Raw genomic sequence first — 16,725 nt, 5'->3', positions numbered from 1 at the left:
ATTGAATTTAAAGAGGCAAAAGTAATGTAAAAATTTAGGCTAAAAAAATTGAGGCTAAAAAACTATTGTTCATACTCTTGTTTTAAGATGCTGATATCCTGAATGAGGCGTTCAATATCTTCGGGATTTGTGCCATCGTAAAAGCCACGAATTTGTCGTTTTTTATCAATTAGCATAAAGTTTTCGGTATGAACCATATCGAATGGGCCACCGTCACCATCGTCTTTTACGGCCAGATAACTTTTCCGCGCAAGCGCGTAAATTTCTTTTTTATCGCCGGTTACTAAATTCCATTTTCTATCTATAACACCTTTTTGAACAGCATATCTTTTAAGTTGTTCTACAGAATCTATTTCAGGCGTTACCGTATGAGATAGAAGCATGACATCGTCGTATTTCATAATAGCGGTTTGAATATCGACCATGTTTTTTGTCATAATCGGGCAAATGGTTCCGCAGGTTGTAAAAAAGAAATCGGCCACGTAAATTTTATCCTTGTAATCTTCTTGAGTAATTGTTTTTCCGTTTTGATTGATTAGGGAGAAATCGGCTATTTTATGATATTTTTTTTGATACTGAATGGTGGTATCGACCAACTCGGTGCTTACCATAGCTGGTTGGTAAATAGGTAGCGGTTGGTAAACATTCAACGTGTTGTAAATAAGAGATATGATGATAACCGAAATGATAGCAAAAACTATAGCAAATGTTTTGTATCCTTTAAAAAACGAAAGCATTTCTGAAAAATTTGATTCTTGCAAAAATACATTGAAAATTAGAGACGCCGCAGGGATTATCTTTTAATTTCTTGTTAAAAACCAAGCGATTAAACAATTGTCTTTTTAAAGTTGGTTTAAAAGCTTACTTTTGGGCGACATAAAAAAATTGAATGACGTTATATGGAGTTTGTTATTAAAATTTCTCAATTCTTACTTAGCCTTTCGTTACTTATTATTTTACACGAATTAGGCCATTTTATACCAGCAAAAGCATTTAAAACACGCGTAGAAAAGTTCTACTTATTTTTCGATGTGAAATTTTCATTACTTAAAAAGAAAATTGGGGAAACTGAATATGGAATAGGGTGGTTGCCACTTGGAGGTTATGTGAAAATTTCCGGGATGATTGATGAAAGTATGGATACAGAACAAATGGCGCAAGAACCGCAACCTTGGGAATTTCGCTCTAAACCAGCTTGGCAACGTTTAATTATTATGTTGGGTGGTGTTACTGTAAATTTCTTGTTGGCTATATTGATTTACATAGGTATGAGTTATTTTTATGGCGATATCTTTTTACCAAACGAAAATATTAAAGACGGACTTTTAATTGAAAGTACCGTGGCGAATAAGGCAGGTTTATTAACAGGAGATAAAATTTTATCGGTTGATGGGCAAAAGATAAATACGTATTCTGAAATTTCTGAAAAGGTTTTATTCGGTAAAGATGTGACTATTGAACGCGACGGTGTACAGTCGGTAGTGCATTTACCGGAAGATTTTTTAGCACAATTAATTGATTCTAAAGAAAAATCGTTTATCAGTCTTCGTGAACCATTTGTAGTTGTTCAGGTGCCAGATACGTCACTTAATGTATCTAGTGGATTGCAGAAGGGAGATATCGTTGTTAAGGTTAATGGAAACAAAACAAGGTATGCCGATCAGGTAAAAGGATATTTAGATGAGTTTAAAGGACAGGAAGTAACAGCTACGGTATTAAGAGACCAGTCTGAATTAGAACTGCCTTTAAAAATTGATTCAGAAGGTAAATTAGGATTGGTTTATGCCGGAAGATCGACTTCAGAAACATTAGAAGCATTAGGATACTACAAATATGAAACAAAGGAATACGGTTTATTAGAATCGGTTCCGGTAGGTATAACCAAGTTTAAAGAGCGTATTGTGTCTTATTGGGATCAGTTAAGTGCTATTTTCACACCAAGTACAGGTGCTTATAAAGGCGTAGGTGGATTTAAAGCCATTTATGATATATTTCCAAGTTTTTGGAGCTGGCAAGTGTTTTGGGGAATAACAGCATTCTTATCAATCATGCTTGGTGTTTTAAATTTATTACCAATTCCAGCTTTAGATGGAGGTCATGTTATGTTTTTACTATACGAAATCGTTTCTGGAAGAAAACCTGGAGATAAATTTTTAGAGTACGCACAAATGGTTGGATTCTTGATTCTCATTGCTTTAGTGTTGTTCGCGAACGGGAATGATATTTTTAAAGCAATTTTTAATTAAAATTTTTTCAAAAAATGTTTGCAGATATCAAAAAGGGTCTTATATTTGCAACCGCTTAGCGAAAGCAACGCATTAACACTCCTCCTTAGCTCAGTTGGTTAGAGCATTTGACTGTTAATCAAAGGGTCCTTGGTTCGAGCCCAAGAGGGGGAGCAAAATTTAAGCCTTACAGAAATGTGAGGCTTTTTTTGTGGAGTAAAATTAGGGGTTATATGTGTTTAATCTGCAGTTTGGTACATACTCATATAGACTATAATTTCTTCTGTTAAGTTAAGTTGGTCTAAAAAGGAGGTGTTGTTCCTGTAATTTTCTTTATAAACAGTAAAACTTCTAGCAATAGTCATATCTGATGCGTTTAAGCTTAACTTAATTTTTCCATCTGCATTTGTAGTTCCCCTTGCCAGTATATTAGTGCAAAAATAGGCGCTGTTGCAAATTTCAACTATTGCATTTTCTATAGGTTCCAGGGAATCGGAATCTAATACCTGAATATTAAATACGGTACTTTTACTATTAGATTCATCAGAGGAGCATGATGAAAAAGTAGACAGTATTATAGGGGCTAGAAGAAAATAAATTAAATAATAATGAAGTCGTTTCATGATAAAACAAGTTTGTATTGAATTAGATTTTATCTTTTAGATAAATATTAATGAACTCATTTTTGTCGTTCAAATAAAATGTATTCTACCTTGTTACTCGTAACATTTTCAAGCTCTTTGTATAAAGTTATTAAATATATTTTCTTCTAAATGCCAACTTGCCAAGTTTTTTCTTCTAAAAAGGTGTTCTATTAGGTGTTCCTTCCTTTTCTTCAGGTGTTCCATTCTAGTTATTTAAAAAACTAAGAATTAATACATGGTATTTTTCTTATATTTAAGAGTTAAACCTTAAATAATTTATCATGGCAAAATTTGAAATTTACCCTGACAATTCAGGAGAGTTTAGATTTAGATTACTAGCAGGTAATGGACAGAATATTTTAGCAAGTGAAGGATATTCTGCAAAAGCAGGTTGTTTAAATGGAGTTGAATCTGTTAAGAAGAATGCTCCAGATGATTCAAAGTATGAACGTTTAGAATCTAAAAGCGGCAAACCCTATTTTAATTTAAAAGCAGGCAATAATCAAGTAATCGGTACAAGTCAAATGTATTCTTCAACTAGTGCCATGGAAAATGGTATAGAATCGGTTAAAACAAATGCCCCTACGGCAGAAATAGTAGATTTAACATAATACATAATCACAATTATAGAGCTAAGGTTACAAGAAATTGTAGCCTTTTTTTTGTGGTTATTTAAAACGTTTGATAATCATGAAAATAAATATATTATTTTATTTAAGCAAGAAGCAGGTTAATGCATCAGGGAGATGTCCCGTTAAATGTAGATTAACATATGATAAACAGAGAAAGGAATTCTCTACAGGTCAATTCGTAAATCCTAAAAACTGGGATTCTAAGCAACAGGTTGTAAAGCCACCTGAACCAGATGTAGATTATATAAACTCACAATTAAGCCTTATTAAAACTAAAATTAATAGGGCTTTTTTATTGCTTCAAGTTAAGGAAGAAGCTTTTGCTGTAGTTGATGTTTATAGCCTGTATAAAGGTGTTAAAAGAGCTAAAGAGTATAATATTGTTGAATACTTTGAACGTTACTTAAAACGTCTTAAAACGCTTGTTGGAGTTGAGATAAAGCAAGTGACTTATGAAAAGTTTGAATACATTAAAAGTGATATTAAAGCTTTTATAAAATGGAAGTATAAAACTAAAGATTATCCATTAAAGAAGCTTGATATGAATTTTTTAACTGAGTTAGACTACTACTATAAAGTAGGGCATAAAACACAGCTAAAACAAGTTACCATTAATAAAAAGATTCAGCGTTTCAGAAAGATAATTAAAGTTGCTGTAGCTGAACGACATTTAGATTTAGACCCATTTATGCTTTATAGAGCTAAAAAGGTAAAAAAAGTGGTTGTTTTCCTTTCTCCAGAAGAGTTAGTTCTACTTGAAGGTTATGAATTTAGACAGCCTAGACTAAAACTAGCAAAGGATTTATTCATCTTCAGTTGCTATACAGGCTTACCATATTTAGAGCTTATGAATCTAAAAGCGGCTAATATTGTTGGAGGATTTGATGGTAACAAATGGATTAAAATAAAGCGAGAGAAAACATCTAAGGATTTATCTATACCCTTGTTGCCAAAAGCTTTAAAAATATTAGATAAGTATGCTGGAAATGAATTTGTATTCCCAAGAATTAGTAATCAGCGTTATAATTCATATTTGAAGGAAATAGCAAGTATAGTGGGTGTAGATAAAAATCTAACAACTCATATGGCTAGACGTACTTTTGCTAGTACAGTATTACTTTATAATAATGTGCCTATGGAAATTGTTAGTGAACTTTTAGGGCATTCAGATTTAAAAGTAACTCAGGAAAGCTATGGTAAGGTCGTACAGAGGAAAATTAGTGATGAGATCGGTAGATTAAAAAAAGAATCTTTATAAAATTTTAAATGCCTTATATAATGTCTTGATTAAACCTTGGTAGATTTTATTGGACATTTATTTATATGGAGTTTGTAAATTTATAGTAATGAGATAATTATATGAAATATGAGTTTTAAATTAACTAAATTTTGTTTGCTAATCTTCATCTTAATAGGGTGTAGTGATCCGCATGATAGAGGCAATTTAACAATAGATCTAGTGGTATATGTTCTAGATATAAATACGAGTTTACCCATAGATGGAGCTCAGGTTGCATTAACGGGAACTCGTGAGGGGTGTTCCGAATGTGGAGGCACATTAGTGCCTAATATTGATACAGATTATGAAGGAAAAGTTTCATTTTCTCTTGGACTTAATGCAAGAATAGATGAAGTAATAGCTACTGCATTTGGGTATATTAGGGTTAAGAAAAAATATAATTCAGAAGATATTATGACTATTTACCTTGCTCCAGAGGACTGGAATAACTGAATTTAAAGGGAAGTGTTTAAGCTTTTAAAAACATCATTAATTTCATTAAGATTAAAATCTCTATTTGCTACCATTAACAAATTTTGTGCTAGTTCATCATCTAGCTTAATCTTTTTTGCGTCTAGCGCTAATGCAGCATAAAAGGGGTAGTTCTTTGATTTGAAGAATTTAATGTAATAATCAATTTCTTTTAATGAGTAAGTTAAGAATGCAGTATCCATTTGCATCTGACTTTTAATTTCAGCAGGTATAGTAATATCTCTCCAGGAGGTTGTAAAATTATTTGGGGAAAAATTCTTGTTGTTCTTTTTGTCTAAATCATTTTCTTTAGAAAGACTAATATTAGGTAATGTAAAAGAATTATCTAATTTCTGTTCAATATATTTTTTGTTTAAAAAGTCAAATATGGACTCAAGAGAACCAATCTGATTTTCAAGCCATTCTTCGTTAAGTAATAGAACATACTCCTCTACACCATCAACTTTTAAAGCTAGAACACAATCGTCTATAAAACCGTGTTTAAAAAGAAAAGTTCCTGAATCTCTGTCTATTAAAATCGAATTATTTCCTAAGTATTCCCATGTTCCTTTTTCTATTTTACCATTATTAGAAATCAATAGCTGATTATTTTTTTCTCTAAAAATAAATACATTTTTCTCTGAAGAACTTTCATTAAAAATAACCCAATGCTTGTTTGTAAGAATAGTTAAATCATCAAGCTTTTGGCTAAATCTTTGAATCTTTGGAATTATATCAAGAAAGTAAGTCTTCATAATGTTTTAACTTTTAAAAAGATAAAAGAGGGTTGCTATATAAGAACTAAATTACAAATATGGACTGATCCTTCCAAACTTAAATTTGAATGATGTTATAATTGCTTTTTAGTTTTAGGATAACAATATTGTCAAATCAGAAGCTTCATTTTTATAAGAAGAATGTTAGTTCTTTTAAGGGAAAGTTAAAGGTGTTTATGAGATAAGGAAAACCGTATGGTTTTTATTTTATAGTGTTGTATATTAGGTTTTTAAAATTTTTAATTACTATGAAAAAAATTATATTAATCTTAATAGTACTAATACCAATGTTAAGTTTTTCTCAAGTAAATAGGTATTCAAAAGTTAATCTTCCTAAATATAATCCTATTACATTTGAAGAAATGCTAAGTGCATATCAAATATCTCAAAGAAATTATAATAAAGTCTCATGTAGTGAGGTAATTAAAGTTTTGGAGAATAGTAAGCTTATTAAAGACCAGATAAAAAACTATACTCTAAATTCATCTTGGTTGAAAACGGTTACTAAATACACCTATGAAAATCAAAACTTTGTCATAATTGAAGTGCTTGAAAATGAATATAGTTATAAAACAAGTAAATATATTTTCTGTGGCATTCCTACTTTGAATTGGATAAATTTTAAAACGGGTTTATCAGGAACATATGGAGAAAGATTTCATAAATACATTTTTAAGTATAAATGTGACTGTGAGTAGTTTTAATATTTAGGAAAGAAATAGGAAAATTTAATACTCGTAAGTTTTAACTTTTTTAAAATATTTAATTAATGAGGATTTTTAAATTATATTTATTTGTATTCATGTATGGTGTTTTTGGTTTATCAGCCCAAACCAAAGAAGAAACTTTAGAATGGTTGAATGATAAATTAGACCAAAATACTAAAATTTACCCGCTAGGAAAGTTTAGCATTAGTATTGAAAAAGATCCTGATTATGGAGATATAATCGTAATTACTAAGCAATTAAAAATATTAGGAGTAAGTACTTCCTATTTTTCATTTTTACCAAATACTATTAAGGATGTTAGGCTTACTAGTAAATATAGGACTTCTTCTGAATTTACAGATATAGAATTTGTTTCTAAAGGAACAACTATATATGATGTGCAAACTAAAGAATTAAAGAAGTATGTAGAAATCCTTTGGGATGGTTCTAAAGATGATTTAGTAAGAGTCCGTAAAGGAATAATACATTTATTAGACCTATTAGGTAATAAAATAGAACAAAAGGAACTCTTTACCGATTAAATTCCACCCCTCTCTCCAAGAACGAGTTAATCCAAGCATCACCCGCCCTGCTATATTAGTTTGGGAGATACCCCTCCCTTAGTACTAATTAAAAACTTTAAAAATTATGGTAATCGTAAAAGATTTAAAACCTATCTCTAAAGATGATGGGGCGACCTTCTATTGTCTAATCGTAGAAGGTAGTATGGAGCCTGTGCGCTCTGAACGAACTGGAAGAATGTATTTCACAGCAAGAAGAGCTACTGTTCCGACTACGCTTGATGAAAAAGCTTGTAAAGCTGCCATTGGAACCACCTTTGAAGGTGATGTTAAAAAAGTACCATGTGATCCTTATAAATACATAATAGAGGATACAGGTGAAGAAGTAGAGCTTACCCATCGGTGGGAGTTTGTAGATCCAGCTACCGAGATTATGGATAAGCATATGGTCAAAGACAAACAGACCATTAAATAACTTAAGTACAAGGAGCTAATTCGGCTCCTTTTTTTATGAATTAAAATTAAAAAAGATGAATTTAAAAACTGCACAAAGAGAAGATGTTAAGCTTCGTATCGGAATTTCAGGTGCCAGTGGAACTGGGAAAACGTATTCAGCCTTGCTTTTAGCCTATGGTATAACTGAAGACTGGACAAAAATAGCCGTAATAGATACTGAAAATGGTTCGGCAAATCTATACTCAAGCCTTGGTAATTATAATGTTTTAGCATTAAATGAACCTTACAGTCCAGAACGTTATATAGAGGCTATTAAAACCTGTGAGAAAGCCGATATGGAGGTGGTAATTATTGATAGTGTAAGCCAGGAATGGCAAGGTACAGGAGGATGCCTTCAAATACATGAATCATTAGGGGGGCGTTTTCAAGACTGGGCTTTAGTGACGCCACGTCATCAAGCGTTTGTTGATGCTATACTGAATGCTACTTGTCACATGATAACAACTGTGCGAAGCAAGATAGATTATGCTATGGATGTTGGTTCAAATGGAAAAACTAAAGTGGTAAAACATGGTTTAAAGCCTATTACAAGAGAGGGGTTGGACTATGAATTAACACTGTTCTTTGAGTTGATTAACGACAAGCACATGGCAAGAACAAGCAAGGACAGAACAGGTTTGTTTTCTGATAAGCCTGAATTTTTAATAGGAAAAGCTACTGGTAAAAAATTAGTGCAGTGGAGTAACCTAAATTCTTTAAAGGAACTATCCAGCAACGAGATAAAAGAATGTACTACGCTTGAAGGGCTAAAGCATATTTATAACAAGTATCCTGCTTTAAAAGAAGAGTTGTATCCTCTAATTCTCAACAAGAAACGTGAGCTTGAAAATCAAATTATAACCGAAGATAAAATCGTAAAACATGGAACTGATTCAAAGGAATAATCAAGTCATAAATGAAAATGATGTCGTAACAGTAGCATCACCATTTATAGAAGCAAATACAAAGCGAGTAAGTTTAGAGCATCTAAAGAACGAATGTACCATACCTGTATTTAGTAAGGATAATGAAGTAACGATTAGTCACTATCAGTTTATAAGTAAAACTATTGAATTACTTAAAAAGTACTATCCGACAGATGATATAAAGAGTCCAGATATTCGTGTGTCACATATTATCAAAGGACGTGTGCCATCTGCTATTGGTAAACCTGTTAAAGAGCTTTTAGATCATGAAAAAACGATTTACTATGAACGTTGTGCTTTTGTGGTGAATATACCATCTGTTACGCAAACCATAAATGGTAATACACTTTGTTTGTCAGCAGGTGGTGTTAGGGCTTATAATCAGGAAAATCTTTATGCTAAGAAAAGTTTGGAGAAGTTTAAGTTGTTTATAGGTTTCAGAAATAAAGTATGCACAAATACATGTGTGAGTACCGATGGTTTAGCTGATAAAATACGCGTAGGTTCTGTAGATGATTTAGAAACGCATATTGCAGAAGTGTTTCAAACATATTCTATGCAGGAGCATTTAGATGTAATGACAGGAATGGCACGGTATAGGTTATCCGAAAGGCAGTTTGCTCATTTTATAGGTCGTGCTAGAATGTTACAGTATTTGGATAAAAAGCAACATAATAATGTATTTCCATTAGCCTTGAATGATAGTCAGATTAATACGGTTGTTAAAGAGTATTATACCTGTGAAAACTTTTCAAGAAGTAAGGACGGCAGCATTAGTCTGTGGAATTTATATAACCTGCTTACCGAGGCCAATAAGTCTAGTTACATAGATAGTTTTTTGGAGCGCGGTGTTTCTGCCTACGAGTTTGTGAAAGAACTAAGCATATCTATAGAAAACAAAACGCCCAATTGGTACTTGAATAATTTATAATACTTAAATGAACAGAAATGAATTAGCTGAACTTTTAAAATATGCGTCACCATATTCTATTTTGGTTGTGACATATCTAAATAAAATTATTGAATTAAAGACGCCTTTTAGGGTTCAGCTTAAAACAGATGTTGGCGAACTTCGTACTGGAGACATCGTAGAAGTAGAGCTGATTAAATTGTCTACTAATTTAAAAACGGTGTTTGTTATTCAGGGCGAAGCCTATTACTACTTTCATTTTAACATACTAATAGATTAGCTGTTATGCTGTATTTTGGATAACCAAGCTTTTGAGACGGTTTCAGCTTTATCAAAAAACCACTGAAAAAGGCCTATTTTCCTAGGGTTTAAGCCTCAAATCTACTTTTTTTGAAAAAATGTTTAATTTTATTTGCATTTTATTAAACAAAATATTTACATTTGCAAAATGTTAAGAAGAGCGCTCAGACATTAATTTTAAAAAAAACTTCACATTACATTAAGCTCTCACTTATAAAATGCAGTAAAATGCTGCATCCGACACTTCTTATTTTAAATTATTAAAAATGTTTAAAGAAGTAGAAAAGTATCTTGTTAAGGGATACGACTTTACCAAAGATGTGGTAAAGAATAGAATTCTGTTTAAAAAAAAGAAAGAAACGGAGTTTAAAATCCTAAGGGAAATTGATTTAAATTCTATTTACAGAGAATTACAACATAAAGGAAAATCCATTTCATTTGCTAACTTAAAAAAATTGTTGGAATCTGATTTTGTTCCAGAGGTTAATGCTATTAAAGATTATTTTAGCAAATTACCTGCGTGGGATAACAAAACAGATTATATATCTCAATTGGCGAAAACTGTTAGTACTCATGATGATGCTTTATTTGAAAAGGCATTAAGGAAATGGATAGTAGCCACGTTGGCGTGTGCCATAAATGACAAAGATATAAATCATACAGCCCTTATTTTAGTAGGTCCGCAAGGCTGCGGTAAAACAACTTGGTTATTAAAATTAATACCTATGGATTTGCATGATTATGTGACCTCAAGTCAAATAAAGCCAGGTGATAAGGATTCGATGCTGCGGCTTTGTGATAATATCCTGATAAACATGGATGAAATGGCATCATACAGTAATACTCAAATTGAATTTTATAAAGAATTAATTACTAAAGATAAAGTTTCAGAGCGTAGAGCATATGCCCAGTTTTCTGAAAATTATATTAGAAGAGCTTCGTTTGTTGGAAGTACGAATAATTCAAAAATTTTAGTTGATACAACTGGTAATCGTAGGTTTTTAGTTTTTGAGGTTAAAAATATAGATTATCTACATCAGGTTGATTTAGATATGGTTTATGCTCAGGCTAAAGCTCTTTTGGATAGTGGTTTTCAGCATTGGTTTGATAATACTGAAATCCAACTTTTGGAGAAAAATAATGCTAATTTTAGACAACTGTCTACTGAAGAGGAGTATTTGGATATGTATTTTAGAAAGCCTAGTGTTTCTGAAACCAATAGTGTTGAATATATGAACGCCTCGGAAATAATAGCTTATATAAAAAAGGAGTCTTCTGTTCCAGTTTTACTTAATAATGTTGCTTTAGGTAAAGTTTTGAGAGCTAAAGGATTTAGTGAGAAAAAAATTAGTGGAGCTAAAAAGTACAGTGTGATTAGATTAAAATAGAGGTAAGAAGGGTAAGATAGGCAGGTTGTTTTTTTAGTTTAAAAATAATGAAGTTTAAAAAAGTTTGGTAATAATGACCTGCCTAGCCTGCCTTTTTTGGTTTGAAGGAACGTAACTAAGCAACAGAACAAAAGTATCAGTAAGGGTGTTATGTGTTATAACATTTAGACAGATACGATGTAATTTTTTTTATTGTAGATGATAAATGAAGAAGAAAAAAAGTGCAGGAATTATTTATATAGCTAAATGTAAGGTTACTGGAGAACATTACATAGGCGCCACAACCAATTCTCTAAAACAACGTAGGCTAGACCATGAAGAACGCGCTATCAGAGGGGAATCCAATAGGTTTCATGAGGCTATAGCCACTTATGGTCCAAGTGCATTTACTTGGGAACAAGTCGATACAGCTAGTACTACAGATGAATTAGCACAAAAGGAAAAACAGTACGTTTTAAAGTTTAATGCTAAAGATGAAGGCTATAACGCCGATGCAGGTGGTGGGTTTAAAAAAACGGTATATCAGTATGATGCCAAAGACGGTAGTTTAATTAATACTTATGACTGTTTAGAAAATGCAGCTAATGCAATAAATGTATCTAAAACATCAATTGGTAATGCGTGTACAGGACAAAATAAAACCTGTAAAGGGTATTACTGAAGTTATGATTTTAAAGTGCCTTATATCAAGATTAAGGACTTGCGTAAAAAGAAAGTTGTTCTTTACTCATTAGCCGGAAAGCCATTAGCGGAGTTTCAGTCAGTGGCTGAAGCTAGTAAAAAGACTGGTGTAAGCAAAACGTGTATAGCACGATGTTGTAGAGGTGAACGACCTCATAGTGGTGGTTTTATCTGGAAATATAAATAGTTAATAATATTAGTGAATTAAGGCGGCGTAATAGCTGCCTTTTTTTTATTTTAGAACCTTAATTAAAAATGTAAGAATGTTCGAGCAAACGTTTAAAAATATTGATGATATCCTGTATAAGGATTCTGGTGCAGATAGCGAGTTAGATTACATAGGGCAGACCTCTTGGGTTATGTTTTTACGTTACCTTGATGAGTTGGAGCAAGACAAAGCTGATGAAGCAGCTTTAATGGGGAAGGAGTACAATTTTATTTTAGATGAAAAGTACCGTTGGGCAAGTTGGGCGATGCCAAAAGATGCCGAAGGTAAAGTAGATCATCATGTGGCATTAACAGGGCCAGATTTAGTACAGTTTGTAGATGGTGATTTATTCCCTTACTTAGCGAAATTTAAACAAACAGCGGATAGTGCACAGACCATAGAATACAAAATCGGTGAAATCTTTTCAGAGCTTAAAAATAAAATTCAAAGTGGTTACAACCTGCGTGAGATTTTAGAGTATGCCGATGAATTACCATTCCGCAGTACTAAAGACAAACACGAATTAAGTCACCTGTATGAAACCAAAATTAAAAACATGGGGAATGCAGGGCGTAATGGTGGACAGTACTATACCCCAAGACCGCTAATTAGAGCCATGATTAAGGTGGTTAATCCACAAATGGGCGAAACGGTTTACGACGGTGCAGCAGGCTCTTGTGGCTTCTTATGTGAAGCCTATGAGTACATGTACCAGAAGATGGATAAAACCACTACGAATCTGAAAACTTTACAGGAAGACACGTTTTATGGTAAGGAAAAAAAGAACTTAGCATACGTTATTGGTATCATGAACATGATTCTTCACGGTATAGAGGCGCCTAATATTATCCATACTAACACCCTTGGGGAGAGTATTAGCGATATTCAGGAGAAAGACCGTTTTAATGTTATTCTGGCGAATCCACCGTTTGGAGGTAAGGAGCGTAAAGAAGTACAGCAAAACTTTGATATTAAAACAGGAGAAACAGCCTTCTTGTTTATGCAGCACTTTTTAAAGAGTCTAAAAACAGGTGGTCGTGCGGCTATAGTTATTAAGAACACCGTGCTAAGTAATGCCGATAATGCCTCAATAGGGTTGCGTAAACTTATTTTAGAAACCTGTAATCTGCATACTATTTTAGATATGCCGTCTGGTACCTTCTTAGGGGCTGGTGTAAAAACCGTTGTTCTGTTTTTTGATAAAGGCGAACCAACTAAAAACATTTGGTATTACCAGTTAGATCCAGGGCGTAATATGGGTAAAACAAATCCATTAAATGATAAGGATTTAGAGGCGTTTGTAGAGCTTCAAAAGTCAAAGCCAGAGACAGGGCAGTCATGGAATTTAAAAGTTGCTGAAATAGACGAAACCACCTTTGATTTAAGTGTTAAAAACCCCAATACACCTGAAGAAGCACCATTACGTACCCCAGAGGTTATTTTAGCGGAGATGGAAGCTTTAGATGTTGAAACCAATACCATTTTGAAATCTATTAAGGAGTTGATATGAGAGAGAGGTGGAGTTTTGTAAGCCTTGGTTCTGTTTGTGATATAGTTGGAGGAGGAACTCCTTCAAAGGCAAATAAGAAATACTATGGAGGAAAATTTCCTTGGGCTACAGTTAGAGATATGAACTCAGAATTTCTAGATAAGACAGAGTTAACTATTACTGAGGAAGGGGTTAAAAATAGTTCTACAAATATTATTCCTGAGGGTAATGTTATAATAGCTACAAGGGTTGGTTTAGGTAAGGTATGCATGCTTAGCCATAATACCGCAATAAATCAAGATTTAAAAGGAGTAATTCCAAGAAAAAATAATGTGTTACCAAGTTATGTGTTTTGGTGGTTTAAGAGTATTTCAAATGATATTATTGAAGCTGGAACAGGCTTGACTGTAAAGGGAGTAAAACTTCCATTTATCAAGCATTTATCTTTTCCGTTAATATTATTAGAAGAACAACAACAAATCGTAGCTATTTTAGATAAAACCTTTGCTGCTATAGACCAAGCCAAAGCTAATATAGAGCGAAATATAGAAAACGCTAAGGAGTTGTTTCAGTCTAAACTTAACCAGATTTTTAGCCAAACAGGTGATGGTTGGGAGGAGAAAACTTTAGGCGAAGTATGTTCTTTGTATCAAGGACTTGCGATTAATGCAAAAACAAAACATTTACTAGTAGAGAAAAGTAATTTACCATTGCTTAGAATCAAAGATTTGAAGAATAGTACTGAAGAGCAATATGTTTCAGAAAATGGTTATCCTGAAAATTCTAAAGTGGATTTGGATGATTTAATTTATACCCGAACAGGTTCTCTAGGTTTGGTTTTTAGGAATAGGAGGGGGATTTTACATAATAATTCCTTTAAGATTGAACCCGTTAAGGGTTTATCTAAAAACTTTCTATTTTGGTGGCTTCAACACGAGAATTTTAGAAAAAAAATAGTTTCACTTGCTTCAAAGGCAGCTCAACCAGATATAACACATAAGTTATTTAAGCAGCAGTTAATTAGTTACCCGTCTTTTGGGGAGCAGGAAAAGTTTTATCAAGATATTGAAAGTTTGCATAAGGAACTTAAGGAGATAGAATTAAATTATCAACGAAAATTAACTAACCTAGAAGAACTTAGAAACTCAATTTTACAAAAAGCATTTACAGGTGAGTTAACCAACAAAGAAGTAGTGGTGTAGGTGTAAAATTTTATTTGATGGTTATTTGATAGATGGTGGTTTTAAGCTTTGTAAGCCCTTTAAAATAAGAGTTTTTTATTTGATGGGTATTTGATGAAAGTGGAAAAAGCAAGTGACAAAACAAATATGTAACTTTGCAGGTTGAAACAAATAGTAGTAAATGAAAGGAATGTATTATAGACGGAAAGTAGTTTTAGCGTTATTGCAGGCGTTTAATAATGGTAAGCTTGAGAAGTTAAGCTTACAAAAGCTATTATTCTTACTGACTAGGGAGCAGGCAAACAAGAGCTACGATTTTGTGCCTTATAAGTTTGGTTGTTTTTCATTTCAAGCTAATGCCGATTTACGTACGCTTACCAAATACAACCTCGTAAAAGATTCAGACAATAATTGGGAATGTATAGATGATTTGGATTATTTTAATGCTTTAAAACAAGAAGATAAGGCGGCGATACTTTGTGTAAAAGAGAAATTTAGCAATTTAAATTCCAAAGAATTAATACAATACACCTATCAGAATTATCCTTTCTATGCTACCAAAAGTACTATAGTTAAAGAGGTATTAAATGACGAGGAATTGGAAAAAGTAGCAGCTCAAAAAAGAATTGGAACCGATACTGTATTGTTTACTATTGGCTATGAGGGTACAAGTCTGGAAACTTACATTAATAAGCTCATATTAAATGATGTGAAAGTTTTATGTGATGTTCGCAAAAACTCGTTTAGTATGAAGTATGGTTTTAGTAAATCACAACTCAAAACAGCTTGCGAGGGAGTAGGAATTGAGTTTTTACACATGCCTGAGGTGGGTATAAAATCTGAGAAAAGGCAAGTCTTAAATTGTCAAGCAGATTATGATGCACTTTTTGTAGATTACAAAAAAACAGTATTGCATAACGAAACAGAAAAGCAATATGAGATTTTAAAATTATTAAAAAATAAAGGTCGTATCGCACTTACTTGTTTTGAGAAAAATATACATCAATGCCATAGAAAGCACTTAGCAAATTCCATAAAACATTTAGAAGGGTTTAATTATATTGTAAAACACATTTAATGGCAAAAACTAAAGTTCTAATCACAGTAAAAACCTATCCGTCTATTTCTACAAAATACGAGGAGACCGTATGTACGGCGGGGATGAGGGAAGATGGAACTTGGATTAGAATTTACCCAATGCCGTTTCGTAAGTTGCCCTATGCGCAACAGTATCCAAAATATCAATGGATTGAAATGGACTTGGTTAAAAATAAAAGTGATTTTAGACCAGAAAGTCATCGCCCATCAAATGTAGATGTAAATGATTTGATTTGTTTTGGGAATAAGCTTGATACCAAAAATAAATGGGCTAAACGAAAAGAAATAGTACTACAAAATATTTACACAGATTTAACAAAGCTTATAGATGAAGCTAAAACTGAAGGGAAGTATACTTCGTTAGCAGTGTTTAAACCAACTCGAATTAAAAATTTTATTGTAGAAAAATCTGCTAGAGATTGGAGTGAAAAACAAAAAGCAACTTTACAGCAGGGAAATTTATTCGAAGATAAAAGTGACTTTGAAGTAGTGAAAAAATTACCATATAAGTTCAGTTATACATTTGAGGATTGCAATGGACGTGAAAGTACACTAATGAATGAAGATTGGGAGGTTGGAGCACTGTACTGGAATTGTTTAAAAAGAAATAATGGAGATGAGGAAGCTGCTTGTGCTGATGTAAAGAAAAAATATTGGGATGATTTTGCTAAAACAAAAGATCTTTATTTATTCTTAGGTACTACTAAGCTTAACCAATTAAGAGCACCAAATCCATTTGTGATAATAGGGACATTTTATCCACCCATAGAGTTGCAACAGCGTTTATTTTAACT

20 protein-coding genes and 1 tRNA gene are annotated in these 16,725 nt (G+C 32.6%); 18 read left to right on the top strand and 3 right to left on the bottom strand.

Annotation, left to right across the window (positions count from 1 at the left end; translation table 11 throughout):
- Positions 1–62: 62 nt before the first annotated feature.
- Positions 63–737, bottom strand: coding sequence for an SCO family protein (locus NO995_RS05345; protein WP_258226586.1), 675 nt, complete (start codon positions 735–737; stop codon positions 63–65).
- A gap of 162 nt (positions 738–899) precedes the next feature.
- Between NO995_RS05345 and rseP the strand changes: the two genes are divergently transcribed.
- On the top strand, positions 900–2,246 hold the full coding sequence (gene rseP, locus NO995_RS05340; RefSeq protein ID WP_258226585.1) for an RIP metalloprotease RseP: 1,347 nt from the start codon (positions 900–902) through the stop codon (positions 2,244–2,246).
- A gap of 79 nt (positions 2,247–2,325) precedes the next feature.
- Positions 2,326–2,399, top strand: a tRNA-Asn gene (locus tag NO995_RS05335).
- Between the two features lie 65 nt (positions 2,400–2,464).
- Here NO995_RS05335 and NO995_RS05330 read toward each other — a convergent pair.
- Entirely contained in the window at positions 2,465–2,848 is a 384-nt protein-coding gene (locus tag NO995_RS05330; RefSeq protein WP_258226584.1) for a hypothetical protein, read from the bottom strand.
- Positions 2,849–3,150: 302 nt separating this feature from the next.
- On the opposite strand from NO995_RS05330, the gene NO995_RS05325 reads away from it, so the two are divergent.
- The 3 genes from NO995_RS05325 to NO995_RS05315 all read left to right on the top strand — a co-directional run bounded on the left by NO995_RS05325 (position 3,151) and on the right by NO995_RS05315 (position 5,233).
- On the top strand, positions 3,151–3,480 hold the full coding sequence (locus NO995_RS05325; RefSeq protein ID WP_258226583.1) for a YegP family protein: 330 nt from the start codon (positions 3,151–3,153) through the stop codon (positions 3,478–3,480).
- Positions 3,481–3,559: 79 nt separating this feature from the next.
- Positions 3,560–4,759 (top strand): tyrosine-type recombinase/integrase, encoded by a 1,200-nt coding sequence (locus tag NO995_RS05320; RefSeq protein ID WP_308813189.1) that lies wholly within the window; start codon positions 3,560–3,562, stop codon positions 4,757–4,759.
- A 201-nt stretch (positions 4,760–4,960) separates the two neighbouring features.
- Entirely contained in the window at positions 4,961–5,233 is a 273-nt protein-coding gene (locus NO995_RS05315) for a hypothetical protein (protein WP_258226581.1), read from the top strand.
- A gap of 2 nt (positions 5,234–5,235) precedes the next feature.
- Here NO995_RS05315 and NO995_RS05310 read toward each other — a convergent pair whose 3' ends face one another.
- Positions 5,236–6,006: a hypothetical protein gene (locus NO995_RS05310; protein WP_258226580.1), complete on the bottom strand. Its 771-nt coding sequence runs from the start codon at positions 6,004–6,006 to the stop codon at positions 5,236–5,238.
- Positions 6,007–6,275: 269 nt separating this feature from the next.
- Here NO995_RS05310 and NO995_RS05305 point away from each other — a divergent pair, with 269 nt between their 5' ends.
- From NO995_RS05305 to NO995_RS05245, 13 genes are all read left to right on the top strand, one after another.
- Positions 6,276–6,725, top strand: a complete 450-nt coding sequence (locus tag NO995_RS05305; RefSeq protein ID WP_258226579.1) for a hypothetical protein — start codon at positions 6,276–6,278, stop codon at positions 6,723–6,725.
- Between the two features lie 71 nt (positions 6,726–6,796).
- Positions 6,797–7,276, top strand: coding sequence for a hypothetical protein (locus NO995_RS05300; RefSeq protein WP_258226578.1), 480 nt, complete (start codon positions 6,797–6,799; stop codon positions 7,274–7,276).
- A gap of 106 nt (positions 7,277–7,382) precedes the next feature.
- Positions 7,383–7,730 (top strand): hypothetical protein, encoded by a 348-nt coding sequence (locus NO995_RS05295; protein WP_258226577.1) that lies wholly within the window; start codon positions 7,383–7,385, stop codon positions 7,728–7,730.
- A gap of 55 nt (positions 7,731–7,785) precedes the next feature.
- Positions 7,786–8,655: an ATP-binding protein gene (locus NO995_RS05290; RefSeq protein ID WP_258226576.1), complete on the top strand. Its 870-nt coding sequence runs from the start codon at positions 7,786–7,788 to the stop codon at positions 8,653–8,655.
- Positions 8,633–9,607: a DUF3871 family protein gene (locus tag NO995_RS05285; protein WP_258226575.1), complete on the top strand. Its 975-nt coding sequence runs from the start codon at positions 8,633–8,635 to the stop codon at positions 9,605–9,607. Before NO995_RS05290 ends, NO995_RS05285 begins: the two co-directional genes overlap by 23 nt.
- A 7-nt stretch (positions 9,608–9,614) precedes the next feature.
- Positions 9,615–9,866 carry a hypothetical protein gene (locus NO995_RS05280; protein WP_258226574.1) on the top strand — a complete coding sequence of 84 codons (252 nt, stop codon included), beginning with the start codon at positions 9,615–9,617 and terminating at the stop codon, positions 9,864–9,866.
- A gap of 286 nt (positions 9,867–10,152) precedes the next feature.
- Positions 10,153–11,274: a VapE domain-containing protein gene (locus NO995_RS05275; RefSeq protein WP_258226573.1), complete on the top strand. Its 1,122-nt coding sequence runs from the start codon at positions 10,153–10,155 to the stop codon at positions 11,272–11,274.
- A gap of 205 nt (positions 11,275–11,479) precedes the next feature.
- Positions 11,480–11,935: an NUMOD1 domain-containing DNA-binding protein gene (locus NO995_RS05270; RefSeq protein WP_258226572.1), complete on the top strand. Its 456-nt coding sequence runs from the start codon at positions 11,480–11,482 to the stop codon at positions 11,933–11,935.
- Positions 11,936–11,974: 39 nt separating this feature from the next.
- On the top strand, positions 11,975–12,142 hold the full coding sequence (locus tag NO995_RS05265; protein ID WP_258226571.1) for an NUMOD1 domain-containing DNA-binding protein: 168 nt from the start codon (positions 11,975–11,977) through the stop codon (positions 12,140–12,142).
- A 76-nt stretch (positions 12,143–12,218) separates the two neighbouring features.
- On the top strand, positions 12,219–13,673 hold the full coding sequence (locus tag NO995_RS05260) for a type I restriction-modification system subunit M (RefSeq protein WP_258226570.1): 1,455 nt from the start codon (positions 12,219–12,221) through the stop codon (positions 13,671–13,673).
- Positions 13,670–14,854 carry a restriction endonuclease subunit S gene (locus tag NO995_RS05255; RefSeq protein WP_258226569.1) on the top strand — a complete coding sequence of 395 codons (1,185 nt, stop codon included), beginning with the start codon at positions 13,670–13,672 and terminating at the stop codon, positions 14,852–14,854. The genes NO995_RS05260 and NO995_RS05255 overlap by 4 nt, the downstream gene beginning before the upstream one ends.
- A gap of 160 nt (positions 14,855–15,014) precedes the next feature.
- A complete protein-coding gene (locus NO995_RS05250) occupies positions 15,015–15,911 on the top strand; it encodes a DUF488 family protein (RefSeq protein WP_258226568.1) in 897 nt (298 codons plus the stop codon).
- Positions 15,911–16,723 (top strand): hypothetical protein, encoded by an 813-nt coding sequence (locus NO995_RS05245; RefSeq protein WP_258226567.1) that lies wholly within the window; start codon positions 15,911–15,913, stop codon positions 16,721–16,723. Before NO995_RS05250 ends, NO995_RS05245 begins: the two co-directional genes overlap by 1 nt.
- The last annotated feature ends 2 nt before the right edge of the window (positions 16,724–16,725 follow it).

Source organism: Aestuariibaculum sp. M13, assembly GCF_024723255.1.
In the GTDB taxonomy this organism is placed as follows: Bacteria; Bacteroidota; Bacteroidia; order Flavobacteriales; family Flavobacteriaceae; genus Aestuariibaculum; species Aestuariibaculum lutulentum.
Note: the sequence above shows the minus strand (reverse complement) of the source record. Positions and strands in the feature narration are given on the sequence as shown.